The following is a 13,071-nucleotide window of genomic DNA, read 5'->3' as shown; positions in this document are numbered from 1 at the left end:
TTAACCAGCAAGCCCTGGCCCGAACACCCCACGCAGGGCAGCCATCTCTAAATGAAAGGATATGAAATCTGCGACAGTCGGCTCATATGGTATGAGTCAGAAAAAATGCTTTCCACTCCCGAAGTGCGTCTTCCACAACAACCAGCCCATTCACGCCTCTTCCCGCAGTTAGCCACACGGTGATTTCCTCTTCACCCACTCCAAATTCACCTGCGCCAAATCTTCCCAAACCATAGCCCTGAGCGGAATTAGTCGATGCCACGGTTGGATTCGGATTTCGTCTCGAATCCAGTTGGAAATGTTTGCTAGCGTTGGCTAGGTCCCGACAGATCTTAATTTCAAACTTGTCTCGAAATTGTGCCAGCGCTGCCTTCGCAGCCCCCGGAACGTTGGGGTCGCTCTGAACCCAGTCAGCCAATGCGTATGCCGTGATCACAAAATTGAAGAAGCGGTCACTTGACACACCTTCTCGAAAGGCTTGAGCATCGCGCTCAAGCTTTGCCAAAAGGTCTCCTGCAGTTCGAAGTCCATACGTTCGTGACATTTGTGTGATCTTTCGAAAATGGCAAATGAACGAAATGACTCCAAATAGAGCAGCGATTATGGCGATCATCCCCGCCTACTTCAGCGAGCTCCGAAACAACTCTTGGATGCCAATCCGTCAACTCCAAGAAAGCTCCTACTAGGTCTTGGCGACATCAGAATGTCATCGCTTTCAGTCTAATGTCATGCTAAATCGCTGAAACGATGGTACGAGGGGCTGTGGGAATGATCTGCGCTCTATACATGAGTCTTGAGATAGCTTGAATAGAAAGGCGAGGACCTCATTGGCTTTAGAGCCCAATGGTACTTTGCACCACTCCGCTTCCCGATGACGTAGTCAAGCTTGTTTTGGCTGTAGTTGTGGTGTTGGAATCGCCGTCTTTCAAACTGCTTATTCCACAGGGGGGCTGAGCCGAAGCGCTCCCCAAATCTGTGTAGAACCGCTGCTTCACAGTCTAGGTATGTATTGGGTTGATTTCTCACCCTTGGTGTTGCTACACAAACCTGGAAACAAAATTTCCCTACTAGCTCTTCAAGCTTACGAGCCCATTTCTTGTGAGATGCGATTCTTCTACCAAAGCCACCTTCTCCAACGTATACAGCTGGAGATTCGCCGTTTGGATAGCTTATTGCAAAATTTCCAGCAAGACGGATGACGTAAACACTGCGATCAAGGTACTTAGAATTCGCCCCATTTTCCACCAGCCTAGGCAGCAGGATTTTTCCCCAAGTCTCGTCGGGACGCCAGTCAACACAGGTCCAACTGAGCGGCACTGTCACGTTTCGCAAAATCTTTCCCCTAACATAAATTTGATGCAAACTGATTGCCTCACCCGCTCCCTCAAATTATTGGATCAGGTACAACGAACGATTACGCCAATTGCACTCCACTACGGTGGGCCACCTATGACAATACAGCGGCCTGAAATGCACGCGCTGCAACTGCGGCGAGAAGGGTCAAATCATCCCCCCATTGATCGAAATCACCTGCCCCGAAATGTAGGCCGCTTCATCAGAAGAGAGGAAGGCCACCAGATTCGCCACCTCCTCCGGCTGCCCCGCCCGCTGCATGGGCACGATCTTCTTGATGGCTTCGGCGTTGAATGCGCCGTCGATCATGCCGGTGGCGATGATGCCGGGTGCCACGGCGTTGACGGTGACGCCGCGGCTGGCGAGTTCCAGGGCGAGGGACTTGGAGGCGGCGTGCAGCGCGCCTTTGGCGGCGGAGTAGTTCACCTGGCCGCGGTTGCCGGTGACGGCGGCCACGGAGGTGATGCTGATGATGCGGCCCCAGCGGGTGCGCATCATGGGCATGGTGAGGGGCTGGGTGACGTTGAAGAAGCCGTTGAGGGACACGTCGACCACGCGGTCCCACTGGCCGCCGCTCATGCCGGGGAACACGGCGTCTTCGTGGATGCCGGCGTTGTTCACCAGGATCTGGATGGGGCCTGCAGCCACCAGGGCGTCAAGGACGGCCTGGGTGGCTTCGCGGTGGGTGATGTCGAAGGCCACGGCTTCGGCGCTGCCGCCTGCGGCCTGGATGTCATTGACCACGGCCTGGGCGCGGTCGATGCCGCTGTTGGCGTGCACCACCACATGGTGGCCGTCTGCGGCCAGGCGGCGGCAGATGGCGGCGCCGATGCCGCCACTGCCGCCGGTGACGAGAGCGCGTTTCATTTAAGGGGTTTCCTTTTGCACAAGGGCACTGGCGTCGATCACCACGGCAGCGCGGCCTTCGAGCAGGCAGCGGCCTTCGTGGTGGACGGAGAACTGGTAGAGGATGTTGCGGTCGTCGCCGGAGAGTCGTTCGGCACGCACTTCAAGCTCGCCGGGCAGGTCGTCCAGCCGGGTCACGTGCAGGCTCACGCCGCGCACGCTGGTGAGGTAGCCCTGGCGGGGGGGGCCTTCTGCGCCGGCCAGCAGCGCGCCGTGCACCGCCATGGCCTGTGCGGCGTATTCGATGCCGTGGGCGGCGCCCAGCTGGTCGTGCGAGCGCAGGGGGTTGGCGGGGTCCGTGTGGCTGATTGCGCGGCATTCGATGGCGGCTTCAGACCAGGCCTGCACGCTGTGAAGCAGGCACATGCTGCCGTGGTGCGGAATGCGCGCGGCGATGCCGGCGTGGTCGACCACTTGCCCAACAACCGAAGCGCTCACAGGCTCACCTCCACCTGCAATTGCATGGGTGCCAGGTAGTCCAGCACCACGGTGCCTGATTCGCCTTTGGCCAGGGCGCGCAGCAGGGGCAGCGCGCGCAGGGCCGGGATCTGTTGCCGCAGGGTTTCCAGGGCGGGTTCGCTCAGGGTTTGGGCAGCGTCGGTGGTGGGCGACACCTCGATTCGGGCCAGCGAGTGCGGGCCGCGCTCAGGGCTGAGCAGCAGGGCCACGCCGCCGCAGTCGGGCGTGTCGCGCTTGGCGCGCAGCGGCTCGGGGTATTCGCTGTCGTAGGCGATGAGCAGCGTGGGCTGGCGGTCCAGCACCACCTGGCCGAGCGTGTCGATCAGGCCGGCGCCGAAGCTGGCGTCGAACGCGCACAGCACCTGGCACGGCGCCATGGCGCGCGTGGCAATGCCCCAGTAGCCGGCGGCGGCGTTATGCACGGAATTGTGGAAGCGGGTGGGCGAAATCTGCCGGTCGTCGGTGGCGAGCTGTTCGCACAAGGCGTGGCAGTTGTGGCCGTCGGCACCCGATGCGGAGAACACGGTCGCCAGGGTGGACACGTCGGCCTGGGCATGGGCCACGGCTTCCAGCCCCACGCCCAGGGTGAGCTTGATGACACGGCTGGCGCGGCGGCGCTCGGCAGACGGCAGGCTGGTGGGCACGGGCAGCACGGTGGGGGCTGGCACCAGCGCCTGTTCGCCGCGCAGCACGGCGCTGGCTACTGTCCAGTCGGGCAGGCCGGGGGCGATGAGGCCGATGCCGTCGATCCAGGCAGTGAGGGTTGGGGATGCTGCTTGGTTCATGACGCGATACCGAACACCAGGGCGCAGTTGCTGCCGCCGAAGCCGAATGAATTGGTGAGCGCGTGGCGCACCGTGGCGCTGCGGCCCTGGGTGACGTACTGCAGCGGAATGGACGGGTCCAGTGTGGCGGTACCCGGGCTGCCGGGCAGAAAGCCGTCGGTCAGCGCCAGGGCGCACACCACGGCTTCCACCGCGCCAGCCGCGCCCAGCGTGTGGCCTGTGGCGCCCTTGGTGGACGAACACGGCACGCGGTCGCCGAACAGGCGGGCCACGGCCATGCCTTCGGCGGCGTCGTTGGCCGGGGTGGCGGTGCCGTGCAGGTTGATGTAGTCGATGTCGTCGGCCTTCAAGCCTGCGGCGCGCAGGGCGGCGCTCATGGCCAGTTCAGCGCCCAGGCCTTCCGGGTGCGGGGACGACATGTGGTACGCGTCGCTGGACTCGCCAGCACCCAGCAGCAGCACGGTGCCGGGCGCGGGCGCGTCGGCACGCTCCAGCAGGGCGAAGGCCGCGGCCTCGCCGATGGAGATGCCGTCGCGCGCGGCGTCGTACGGGTGGCAGGGCTGGGCCGATGTGAGGCCCAGCGAGGCGAAGCCGTAGAGCGTGGTGAGGCACAGCGTGTCCACGCCGCCCACGATGGCCGCGTCGATGGTGCCCAGGGCGAGTTGACGCTGCGCGGCGGCGAACACCTTGGCGCTGGACGAGCACGCGGTGGAGATGGCCATGGCCATGCCTTCCAGGCCAAAGTAGTCGCGCGTGAATTCGGCGACCGAAAACGCGTTGTGGGTGGCGCGGTAGTTGAAGTCTTCCGGCAGGGCGCCGGTGTCAGCGTCGCGCTGGCGATAGGCGAGTTCGGTCTGCAGGATGCCGGAGGTGCTGGTGCCCAGGAACACGCCCACGCGGGCTTTGCCGTAACGGGCCGCGGCCTCGCGCACCTTGTCTGCGAAGCCGTCGGCCTCCAGCCCCATCAGGGCCAGGCGGTTGTTGCGGCAGTCGTAGGCGGCCACATGCTCAGGCAGCACCTGTTCGTCCACACCGGGCACCTCGCCAATCCAGGTGTCGAGCTTGACCGATTCAAAAGCGCAGGGTGCCAGCGCGCCGCGGTCTTCGCGCAGGGCTGCGCGGGTGGCGGCTAGCCCCTGCCCCAGGCAGGTGGTGGCCGTGAAGGCGGTGAGTTGCACCGGGGTCATGGGGTCTCCGTTTTTGGTTTTTGTATTGTTTGCGTCAGGACGGTACCCGGCACACCAGCATGACGTTGGCAAAGGGTTTCTCGCCACTCATGTTTTGCGTCGCCACTTCGAAGCCCACACGCTGCATCAGCGCGCGCCAGTCGGCCAGTGGGCGGGCGTAGAGCTTGGGCAGGCGGTGGCCGCGCGCGAAGGTGACCACGTGGTCAACCCAGTTGCTGATGTGGTACGGCAGGCCGGCGCTCACGTCGCCAATGCGGGTGAGGAACAGTCCGCCGGGCGGCAGCGCGGCGTGGATACGGCGCAGCACGTCTTCCTGGCCGGCGTGGTCGAAGTAATGCAGCGCATCGAGGATGGTGACCACGTCGACCTTGCCGAAGTCGGTGCGGCACATGTCGCCCTGCTCGATACGCAGCACCGGGTGGTTCGGCCCAAAGGCGCGGGCGGCGCGCTCCACGTCTTTCTGCATCAGCTCCACGCCGCGCAGTTGATCAGGCCTGGGCGGTGTGGGCCAGCCGGCGGGCCACTGGCCTTTTTCATACAGGGCACGCGCAGACAGCAGCCACGAGAACAGGCTGCCTTGCCCGCAGCCCAGGTCCAGGAAACGGCCACGCTCGGGCAGCAGGCCCTGGCGCAGCAGCTCACGAAAGATGGGGTCGCCGCCGAGCTTGCCACGGGCGTAGTGGTAGGCGAAGCGACCACCGCCCAGGAAGGGTTGGGTGGCGTCGTCGAGCAGGCGTTTCAGGAAGGCGCTCTGCGAGAGGCCAGGGGATGCGTCCTGGGAGGCGCTTCGGGAGACGGTATTGCTCATGGGCAGGCTTGTGGCAGGGTGGCGGTGGTGAGGTTGTGTTCTTTCAGAGTGACCAGCAGGCGCGGCAGCGCCGCCAGGATCACGGGGGCGCCATCGGCGCCGCGTGCGCCATGGCCGTCGTGCAGCAGCAGGATATCGCCCGGCCCCAGGCCATGCACCAGCCGCGTATGCACCAGGGCTGCGTCGCTGGTCCGGGTGTCAAAAGCGCGGCGCGTCCAGGCGGACAGGCGCAGATCCAGCTGACTGAGCACGGGGTCAAGAATGGGGTTGCGCAGCCCGGCGGTGGCGCGGAAAAAGCGCGGTGCCTGGCCGGTGATATCGGACAACGTGGCCTGGGCGGCGGCGATGTCGGCCTTGAGGCGGCCATAGCCGTACAGCGAAAACGCCCACGAATGCGCATCGCCGTGGTTCTCCACGCTGTGGCCTCGGCGCACGATCTCGCGACACAGCGCGGGGTTCTCGCGCGCGCGCCAGCCGATGCAGAAGAAGCTGGCACTGGCACCGGCGGCGTCCAGCAGGTCGAGCACACGCGGTGTGGTTTCCGGGTCGGGGCCGTCGTCGATGGTGACGGCCACTTCGCGGCGCGCAGCGGCTGCGTCGGGCAGGCGGGTGAGGTTGGGACCGAGCAAAGTGGTGCGTGGCAGCAGGCCGGCGGTGGTGAGCGCCGCGTGGTTGAGCACCAGTGCGCCCAAGGCCCAGGGCCAGACAGCCGGTGCGGCCAGCGTGCCCAGCGCGGCCGCACCGTGCAGCGCAAAGCTGGCTTTCATGAAGGGGGACGGTTTCCAGCGGGTGGTCATGCGGATGGGCTCCGGGCGGGGAAATGCCCCGCGTCCAGAAAGCGCGACCACAGGGTACGCCAGGCCGGCCAGTCGTGGTCGCCTTCCACTTCGTGCCGCGAAGCTGGTGGGAAGCGCTCGGCGATCTGCGCCATGCCCTCGGCAAAACGGTCTTGCCGGCCGTGTCCCACGAACACGGGCCGCACGGGTGGTGGCGCCTTCAGCCAGTGCCACACACGCGTATCGGGGTCGCGCAGCGACGCCTCGCTGGGTGTCCAGTGGTCGATACCGCCGGCACGGGCAATGGCGTTGGTGACCAGCCGGCTGCCGGGGTAAGGGGCGATCAGACACAGGCCGCCCACCAGTTCCGGATGGCCAGCGGTGATTTCCAGCGTCATCAGCCCACCCAGCGAAATACCACCCAGCCAGACGCGCTCATGGGTCTGGCGCGCTGGCAACAACACCTGCTGTCGTACCGCCTCCGCCGCCCGGCCATCGGACACCGTGGCCATGTCGATCGCCACGGCACACAGGTCCAGCGCCAGGCCGCGCCGCTCCACCTCTGCAAAAAACCCCGCCTCCACAAAATCTTCCGGCCGCATGTAGGCGCCTGGCAGCAGCACCAGCAGGTCGGAAGCGCCGCGTTCGGCGCGAAGGCAGCGCAGCGGTTGCATCATCTCTTGAACATGGCCGCAAGCAGCAAGACCAGTACAGCGCCCGGCCCCACCGTCACGCCCATGGCGTGCAGCACCGGCACGGTGGAGAAACCCAGCACGCCGAAGCCCAGCGTGGTGGTCAGGTTGGCCACGCCCATGGCCGCCACGGTCGAAGGCTCCAGATCGTCCTGCCCTTCGGCGCGGTCAAAGAACAGGCCGTAGTTGGAGCCCACGGCCACCACCAGCAACAGGCCCACCAGGTGCAGCAGGTGCAAGGTTTCGCCCGCCAGTTGCAGGCCGGCAATGACGAACACAATCGCCAGCACCAGCGGCAGCAGGACCGAAGCCAGGCGGCGGGGTGAACGCAGCGTGGCGCCCAGAAGCAGGACGATCACGCACACGCCGGCCAGCGAGAGTGCGATGGCGCCCTGCAGGTAATCGTTGTAAAGGGTGTCCAGCTCGGTCTTCATGTCGATGAAGTGAGCCTCGGTGCCGGCCAGCGCGGTCTGCACAGCCGCGCCGTCGATGTCGGTGCTTGCACCCTCTGAAGGTGCCATGGGCGGGTGCAGCGGCAACAGCACGCTCCAGCCGCCTGCGCGCTGCACCAGCAGGGAGTCCACCAGCAGGCCCAGACCGCTGCTGCCCAGCGCGGTCCGCTCCAGAAGCGGCTGGGTGCGAGCGGCGGCCACGTCGGTGATGAAAGGCTCCAGCGTGGATGCAGCGAGCGGGGAATCGGCTTGCGCCTCGACCAGCCGGGCCCGCAGCATTTCCGGTTCGGGCAGCGCAGCCTGGCGCGCGAGCTGGGTCTGTTTGCTGGGCAGAAAACGCGCCGGGCTGTCGTAGCTGCCGATCACGCCGTCGGCCGCCAATTGGTCCAGCGCGGGCGCGGCCTCTTCGGCCAGCCGCAGCGCGGTATCGGCATCTGCGGCGCTGACGACCACCATGTAGCGCGCGTCTGGCGCCCCCATGTCTGCGCGCAGCGCAGCGTCCACTTGCAGGTCTTCCACGCTGGCGGGGCTCAGCACGGCGATGTCTGGCGTCCACAGGCGGTCCCGCTCGGTCACCAGGTACCCGGCCGCCAGCACGGCCAGCACCAGCACGGCCCAGCGCAGACGACGCAAGCCTGCATAAAAGCGGGACAGCACCTGACCAAGCCCATTCAGATCGCTCCCGCGCAGATGCTGCGGCGCCAGTTCGGGCAGCACGAAGCGGGTGACCAGCGCGGCCGTGACCACGCCCGTGAGCGCGTACAGCCCCAGTTGTGCCAGACCAGGAAAGCCGGAGAACAGCAGTGAACCAAATCCCGCCACCGAGGTGAGCACGCCCAGCCGCACTGTGGGCCAGAAGCGCTGCCGCCAGGCGGCCGCTCCCATCGAGCCGGACTGCACGAAGTAATAGATGGCGTAGTCCACCGCTTCACCGATCAGCGCCATGCCAAAGCCAATGGTGATGCCATACACCGTGCCAAAGGCGAGGCTCACCGCGACGATGCCCGCCAGCGCGCCCGATGCCACCGGCAACAACCCCAGACCGAGCAGACGCGGCGAACGGTAGACCAGCAGCAGCACCAGCACGATGCAGCCGATGCCGATGAGCGACAGGCGCGTCACCTCTTCCTTGATGGTGGCGCGGGCGTTCACGGCAAACAGGCCGGGGCCTGACATCTGCAGTTCTGCATCGATCACGCCCAGGACCTGGCGGCCTTCCTCGAAGGTGCGCCGCACGGTGTCGATGGCCCGGGATTGACCATCGGTGTCAGACCCTTCTGCGGCGGTCTGCAACAGGAGCAGCGCGCGCTGGCCATCGCGCGAGGCCCAGACGCCCTCCACGCTGTCGGGCTCGGCGCCTGCGTCCAGCCGCTGCACCTGCGCCCACAGTTCGCCCGTGGGGTCGCGTGGCAGCAGTGGTTTGAACATCAGCCCGGCGGGCGATGTGAGCAGGTCGATGCTGTCGGCAATGGCGCCCTTCAGCCCATCCACTGTGAAGCGCTGCGGGGTGACCTCGGGGCTGAGCAGGTAGCGGTGCTGCATCAGGTGGGCGCGCTCGGCGTCCTGGCTGCCGGCTTCGCCGTTCTGCACCGACAGGAACAGGCCGGATGCCTGCAGGCGCTGACGCAGGTCCATCGACAAATCGGCGCGTGTGGTCTCGTCGCCGCCTTCGATGCCCACCATGAGCAGGCGCGAGACCGCGCCTTCCTTGAGCTGATCGACCATGACCTGCTGCCCCGGCGTGGGCTCGCTGGGCAGGAAGAACGACATGTCGGCGTTGAAGCGGCTGTTCGCCGCCACCACCACACCGGCCACCACCGCCAGCAGCCACAGCAGCAGCACGGTGCCGGCCCGCCGGGTCATGGGTTCACTTGTTCGATCGCCAGCACCGAACGGTCACCATCGGCCTGGAGGTACTCGATGGTGCGGATCTGGTTGTCTGTGCCGCTGACCGTGATGCGCTGGATCAGAGCGGCGATCTCGGCATCCTTGGGATGCAAGGTCAACACCCAGCGATCGGCTTCGCCCTGCAACTGCATCAGGTAGCTGCGCTCCATGGACACCCGGTTGCCTGACAACAGGCCACGCACGCTGTCGACGAAGGCGAGCACCTCGGGACGGCTGCCCAGGCGAATCGTCATGCGGCGCTGGTCGCGCTCCAGGGTGATGCGGTCGCGATCCAGCAACATGTATTCGGGCTTGGGCGTGAGCGTGCGCTTCTCCAGTCGGTCAGGCGGGGTGAAGTGCATTTCGCCGCTGCTCACCAACGGTTTGTCGAGCATGGCCAGGTGACGGGTCTCGGTGAACTTCGCCGGTCCGCCCGGGTGACGCGCCAGGCTGTCCATCAGTTGCACCACGTCGAACCCGGCGGCCGCAGTGGGGCCGGCCAGCACGAGTGCGGCACAGACCAGAACAAAAGCACGCAGGTGGTAAATCACTTGTCCTGCCAGAAGTCGAAGAAGTTGAACCAGTTGTAGGGCGCCTGGCGGCAGAAATGGCTCAGGCGGTCGGCGTAGACCTGCTGGGCGGCGTGGATGGCAGCGTCGCGCCCGGCACGTTCGACCTGGGTGAAGTCGGCAAGAGGTTCAAAGTGTATTTGATAGCGGTTGCCGCCCATGTAAAGACCGGTCATGAAGTACACCGGCCGCTTGAGCATGGCCGCCACCCGAAACGGCCCCACCGGAAACGGCGCTGGCTCGCCCAGGAAATCGATGGGCGTGGTGACGTCGTCGCCCAGGCGCCTGTCGGCCAGCATGCCCACCAGGTAACCCTGATCGAGCTTGTCGCGCGCGGCAATCATGGAGCCCGGCTGACCCAGGCCGATGATGTCCTGGGTGGCCACCGGGTTGATGGCTTCGAGCGTCGCGTTGATCTTGCGGGCGTTTTCCTCGTACATCATCATCGCCACCTTCAGGCCCTCGCGGCCACGCCCGATGGCCCGCAGCACTTCGAAGCTGCCCATGTGGGCGCCGATCAGGAGGGCGCCGTTGCCGTCTGCCAGCTTGGCCCTCAGCTCCTCGGCACCGTGCACCTCGATGTCGAACAGGTCGAACCGGTCATTGAGCAGATAGATGCGGTCGTGCACCGTGCTGGCAAAACTGAACACGTGCAGGAAACCGTCGCGCCAGTTGGCCCAGCGGCCGAGCGCGCGGCGCAGGTAACCCCGGCTGGCGCGACGCGCCTGGGGCGCAAAGATCACGTAGTAGACCGCGATGCCATACAGCACGACCCGACTGGCACCGCGCCCGAAAGACAACGACAGCCAGACCATGAAACGCAGAATGGCCAGGTTGCTGCGTTCCTGGCGACGCACCCAGTCGGGAGTGTCGCTCTTCATGTGCCTGTGGGTGAGAGCGCGCCTGAGGCCACGTCGCGCCCGTCTTCGCTCACCTTGAAAGCAACCGTGCCTGAGGCCTTGCGGCTCAGACGGAAACGCAGCTGCGCGCCTGGTCCCACCGGGTGAAAAAACTTCGCATTGTCGACGCGCCAGGTGCCATCATTGCCCTGCAGGCACTGCCCGGCCAGATGCATGGCATGGTCCAGCAAGACCACACCGGGCACGATGGGCTGGCCAGGGAAATGACCGGCAAACGCCGGGTGATCGACCGGCACGGCCCAGTTCGACTCAAGTTCGTCCATGGTGCACTTTCTCGGCGTACAGCACTTTCAACCCTTCGCGGGTCAGTTTGCCGGTATCGTTGCGCGGCAGCGCGTCCACAAACACCAGCGGGCGCGGCAGAAACACCGCGTCCATGCGCTGCCGCAATTCGGCTTGCAAGGTGGCACGGTCAAGGCCTGGCGCCACCACGAAGGCCGTCAAGCGGGTGATGTGCTCGGCCTCGGTGCCGTCGGGCAAAAAGAAGGCGGCATCCACCACGCCGGGCACCGCCCCGATCTGATGGTTCAGGTAGGCCAGCGAGGTGCGCTTGCCGGCGATGTTGACCAGATCGGCATGGCGCCCGTGCAGCAGGAAGCGCTGACCTGGCAGGCATTCGATGATGTCGGACAGCGGCACACGGCCTTCCACGTGACCGTCGATGGCCGCGGTTTCGTCGCCCACCTGCTCCAGCCGCACGCCATCAAGCAACGTCCACTCGGCGCCGTCGGTGGTGCGCCGGCTGGCCAGCTGGCCACTTTCAGTGGACCCGTAAATTTCGTGCAGCGGTGCACCAAAACGCGCTTCGGCCTGCGCAGCCAGGTGCCCTGAAAGCGGCGCCGTGGCCGACAGCAGCAGGTCGGTTTCGGGCAGGTCCAGATCGGCCGCCAGCAGGGCCGACAGGTGAAACGGCGTAGTGACCAGCATGCGCGGCGCCGGCACCGCCGCCAGCGCAGCCACGATGTCCTGCGGATAGAACGGCCGGCCCGACCAGAACGCGCTGCCGCCGTGCAGCGCCTGCAGGAAGGTGGACTCGAACCCGTAGCTGTGCTGCACCGGTACCGTGCCCACGATGGCATGGGGTCGCACGGTCAGTCCGAGCCGGATGGCCTCGACCCGCCCGTTCTGCACCAGTTTGCCCCAGGTCTTGTGGTGGGGCTGCGGCAAGCCGGTCGACCCGGATGTGAACAACACGGCCGCGAGGCGTTCGGCGGGAATCAATGGGATTTCTTCCACCTCTTGAGGGTCAACCTCCAGCCGCGCGGGGAACCGGAACTGCGGCATGTCCAGGCTGTCGAAGTCGGTGTCGGTCAGGCACACCACATCCGGATGCTCGGTCATCACGCGCCTGAGCGTTTCTTCCGACTGCGACGAGGGCTGAAGACTGACCTTGCCGGACAGCAGCCCGGCGGTGAAACCCACGGCAAAACGGTAGCGATCCTGGCAGACGTTGAGCAGGTGGTCGCAGGGCGGCAGTTGCTCGGCCAGGCACTGGGCATCAGCGATCAGGTCGCGCACACGGCGTGGGCCGCCGGGCGTCCAGGCAATGGTGTGGTCCAGGCCGACGCCGGTAACCAGCGGTTGTTTGTTCACGGAATCTGTGTTCATGGCGCCGGATCCGACCCTTGTTTTTTCCACGCCCGTACGGCATCGGCAAACGTGGACCGTTCATGGGCCGGCAGGCACCGCATGCGCCACAGGTATTCACCCACGAACATGGCGCCCGTCAACGGTGCACCCAGCAGGTTGGCAAACCCCGACCACACGGCCACAGGCGCTAGCAGGAACAAAGCGGTCGAGGTGGCGGCCATGCAGAGAAAGAACGTGGTCCAGGCTTTGGTCACCCAGCGCGTGTAGGCCACCTGGCGAGCCGACAACACACCACCATGCACCTGTCGCGCCATGCGCGTGACCAGCGACTCGCCCGGCCCGGAGAGCGTGCGCCCGAAGAAAGCGGCCAGCAGCACATTCACCCCCACGTGCTGCACAAAATACAACAGCGCCACCTCGCTGGTCAGAGCCGGCCAGGCCCAGGCCAGCAGCCCCAGGGCCGCGCACGCCGCCAACGCGGCGAGCCACCGGCTGGGCAGGCGCCACAGGGCGAGACACAAGGCCAGCGCCAAGGGCGCAATGGCCAGGGCAGCGCCCCAGTGCGAGGGCTCGCCACTGGCACTGGCCACATGCGCCCCCACAGCCCATGCCACCGCCAGTGCAGCCACCCCCAGGGTGCGCAGCAGCGGAACCAGGGCCGGGGTCATGCCAATCCCGGAGGGATTC

At 65.8% G+C, this 13,071-nt stretch carries 12 protein-coding genes and 1 pseudogene; all 13 read right to left on the bottom strand.

Going from position 1 to position 13,071, the window contains the following annotated elements; translation table 11 throughout:
- Positions 1 to 82 precede the first annotated feature (82 nt).
- Entirely contained in the window at positions 83 to 613 is a 531-nt protein-coding gene (locus Q7V46_RS07540; protein ID WP_304912909.1) for a hypothetical protein, read from the bottom strand.
- Between the two features lie 887 nt (positions 614 to 1,500).
- Positions 1,501 to 2,220: a 3-oxoacyl-ACP reductase FabG gene (gene fabG, locus Q7V46_RS07535; RefSeq protein WP_304912908.1), complete on the bottom strand. Its 720-nt coding sequence runs from the start codon at positions 2,218 to 2,220 to the stop codon at positions 1,501 to 1,503.
- On the bottom strand, positions 2,221 to 2,625 hold the full coding sequence (locus Q7V46_RS07530) for a 3-hydroxylacyl-ACP dehydratase (protein ID WP_304912978.1): 405 nt from the start codon (positions 2,623 to 2,625) through the stop codon (positions 2,221 to 2,223).
- 68 nt (positions 2,626 to 2,693) lie between these two features.
- Positions 2,694 to 3,503: a beta-ketoacyl synthase chain length factor gene (locus Q7V46_RS07525; protein ID WP_304912907.1), complete on the bottom strand. Its 810-nt coding sequence runs from the start codon at positions 3,501 to 3,503 to the stop codon at positions 2,694 to 2,696.
- Positions 3,500 to 4,690 carry a beta-ketoacyl-[acyl-carrier-protein] synthase family protein gene (locus Q7V46_RS07520; RefSeq protein ID WP_304912906.1) on the bottom strand — a complete coding sequence of 397 codons (1,191 nt, stop codon included), beginning with the start codon at positions 4,688 to 4,690 and terminating at the stop codon, positions 3,500 to 3,502. Before Q7V46_RS07520 ends, Q7V46_RS07525 begins: the two co-directional genes overlap by 4 nt.
- 34 nt (positions 4,691 to 4,724) lie before the next feature.
- On the bottom strand, positions 4,725 to 5,498 hold the full coding sequence (locus Q7V46_RS07515) for a class I SAM-dependent methyltransferase (protein ID WP_304912905.1): 774 nt from the start codon (positions 5,496 to 5,498) through the stop codon (positions 4,725 to 4,727).
- Positions 5,495 to 6,295 (bottom strand): polysaccharide deacetylase family protein, encoded by an 801-nt coding sequence (locus Q7V46_RS07510; RefSeq protein ID WP_304912904.1) that lies wholly within the window; start codon positions 6,293 to 6,295, stop codon positions 5,495 to 5,497. Before Q7V46_RS07510 ends, Q7V46_RS07515 begins: the two co-directional genes overlap by 4 nt.
- Positions 6,292 to 6,951: a hypothetical protein gene (locus Q7V46_RS07505; protein WP_304912903.1), complete on the bottom strand. Its 660-nt coding sequence runs from the start codon at positions 6,949 to 6,951 to the stop codon at positions 6,292 to 6,294. The genes Q7V46_RS07510 and Q7V46_RS07505 overlap by 4 nt, the downstream gene beginning before the upstream one ends.
- Positions 6,948 to 9,281, bottom strand: a complete 2,334-nt coding sequence (locus tag Q7V46_RS07500; RefSeq protein WP_304912902.1) for an MMPL family transporter — start codon at positions 9,279 to 9,281, stop codon at positions 6,948 to 6,950. The genes Q7V46_RS07505 and Q7V46_RS07500 overlap by 4 nt, the downstream gene beginning before the upstream one ends.
- Positions 9,278 to 9,856: an outer membrane lipoprotein carrier protein LolA gene (locus Q7V46_RS07495; protein ID WP_304912901.1), complete on the bottom strand. Its 579-nt coding sequence runs from the start codon at positions 9,854 to 9,856 to the stop codon at positions 9,278 to 9,280. The genes Q7V46_RS07500 and Q7V46_RS07495 overlap by 4 nt, the downstream gene beginning before the upstream one ends.
- Positions 9,853 to 10,755, bottom strand: a complete 903-nt coding sequence (locus Q7V46_RS07490) for an acyl-CoA synthetase (RefSeq protein ID WP_304912900.1) — start codon at positions 10,753 to 10,755, stop codon at positions 9,853 to 9,855. The genes Q7V46_RS07495 and Q7V46_RS07490 overlap by 4 nt, the downstream gene beginning before the upstream one ends.
- A pseudogene (locus tag Q7V46_RS07480) lies at positions 10,752 to 12,387 on the bottom strand (AMP-binding protein). Before Q7V46_RS07480 ends, Q7V46_RS07490 begins: the two are co-directional and overlap by 4 nt.
- An 11-nt stretch (positions 12,388 to 12,398) precedes the next feature.
- Positions 12,399 to 13,052, bottom strand: coding sequence for a hypothetical protein (locus tag Q7V46_RS07475; RefSeq protein ID WP_304912897.1), 654 nt, complete (start codon positions 13,050 to 13,052; stop codon positions 12,399 to 12,401).
- Positions 13,053 to 13,071: the final 19 nt, after the last annotated feature.

The organism is Hydrogenophaga sp., assembly GCF_030651625.1.
Classification (GTDB): Bacteria; Pseudomonadota; Gammaproteobacteria; order Burkholderiales; family Burkholderiaceae_C; genus Hydrogenophaga.
The sequence above is the reverse complement of the archived record's forward strand: the minus strand, read 5'-3'. Positions and strand labels throughout refer to the sequence as shown.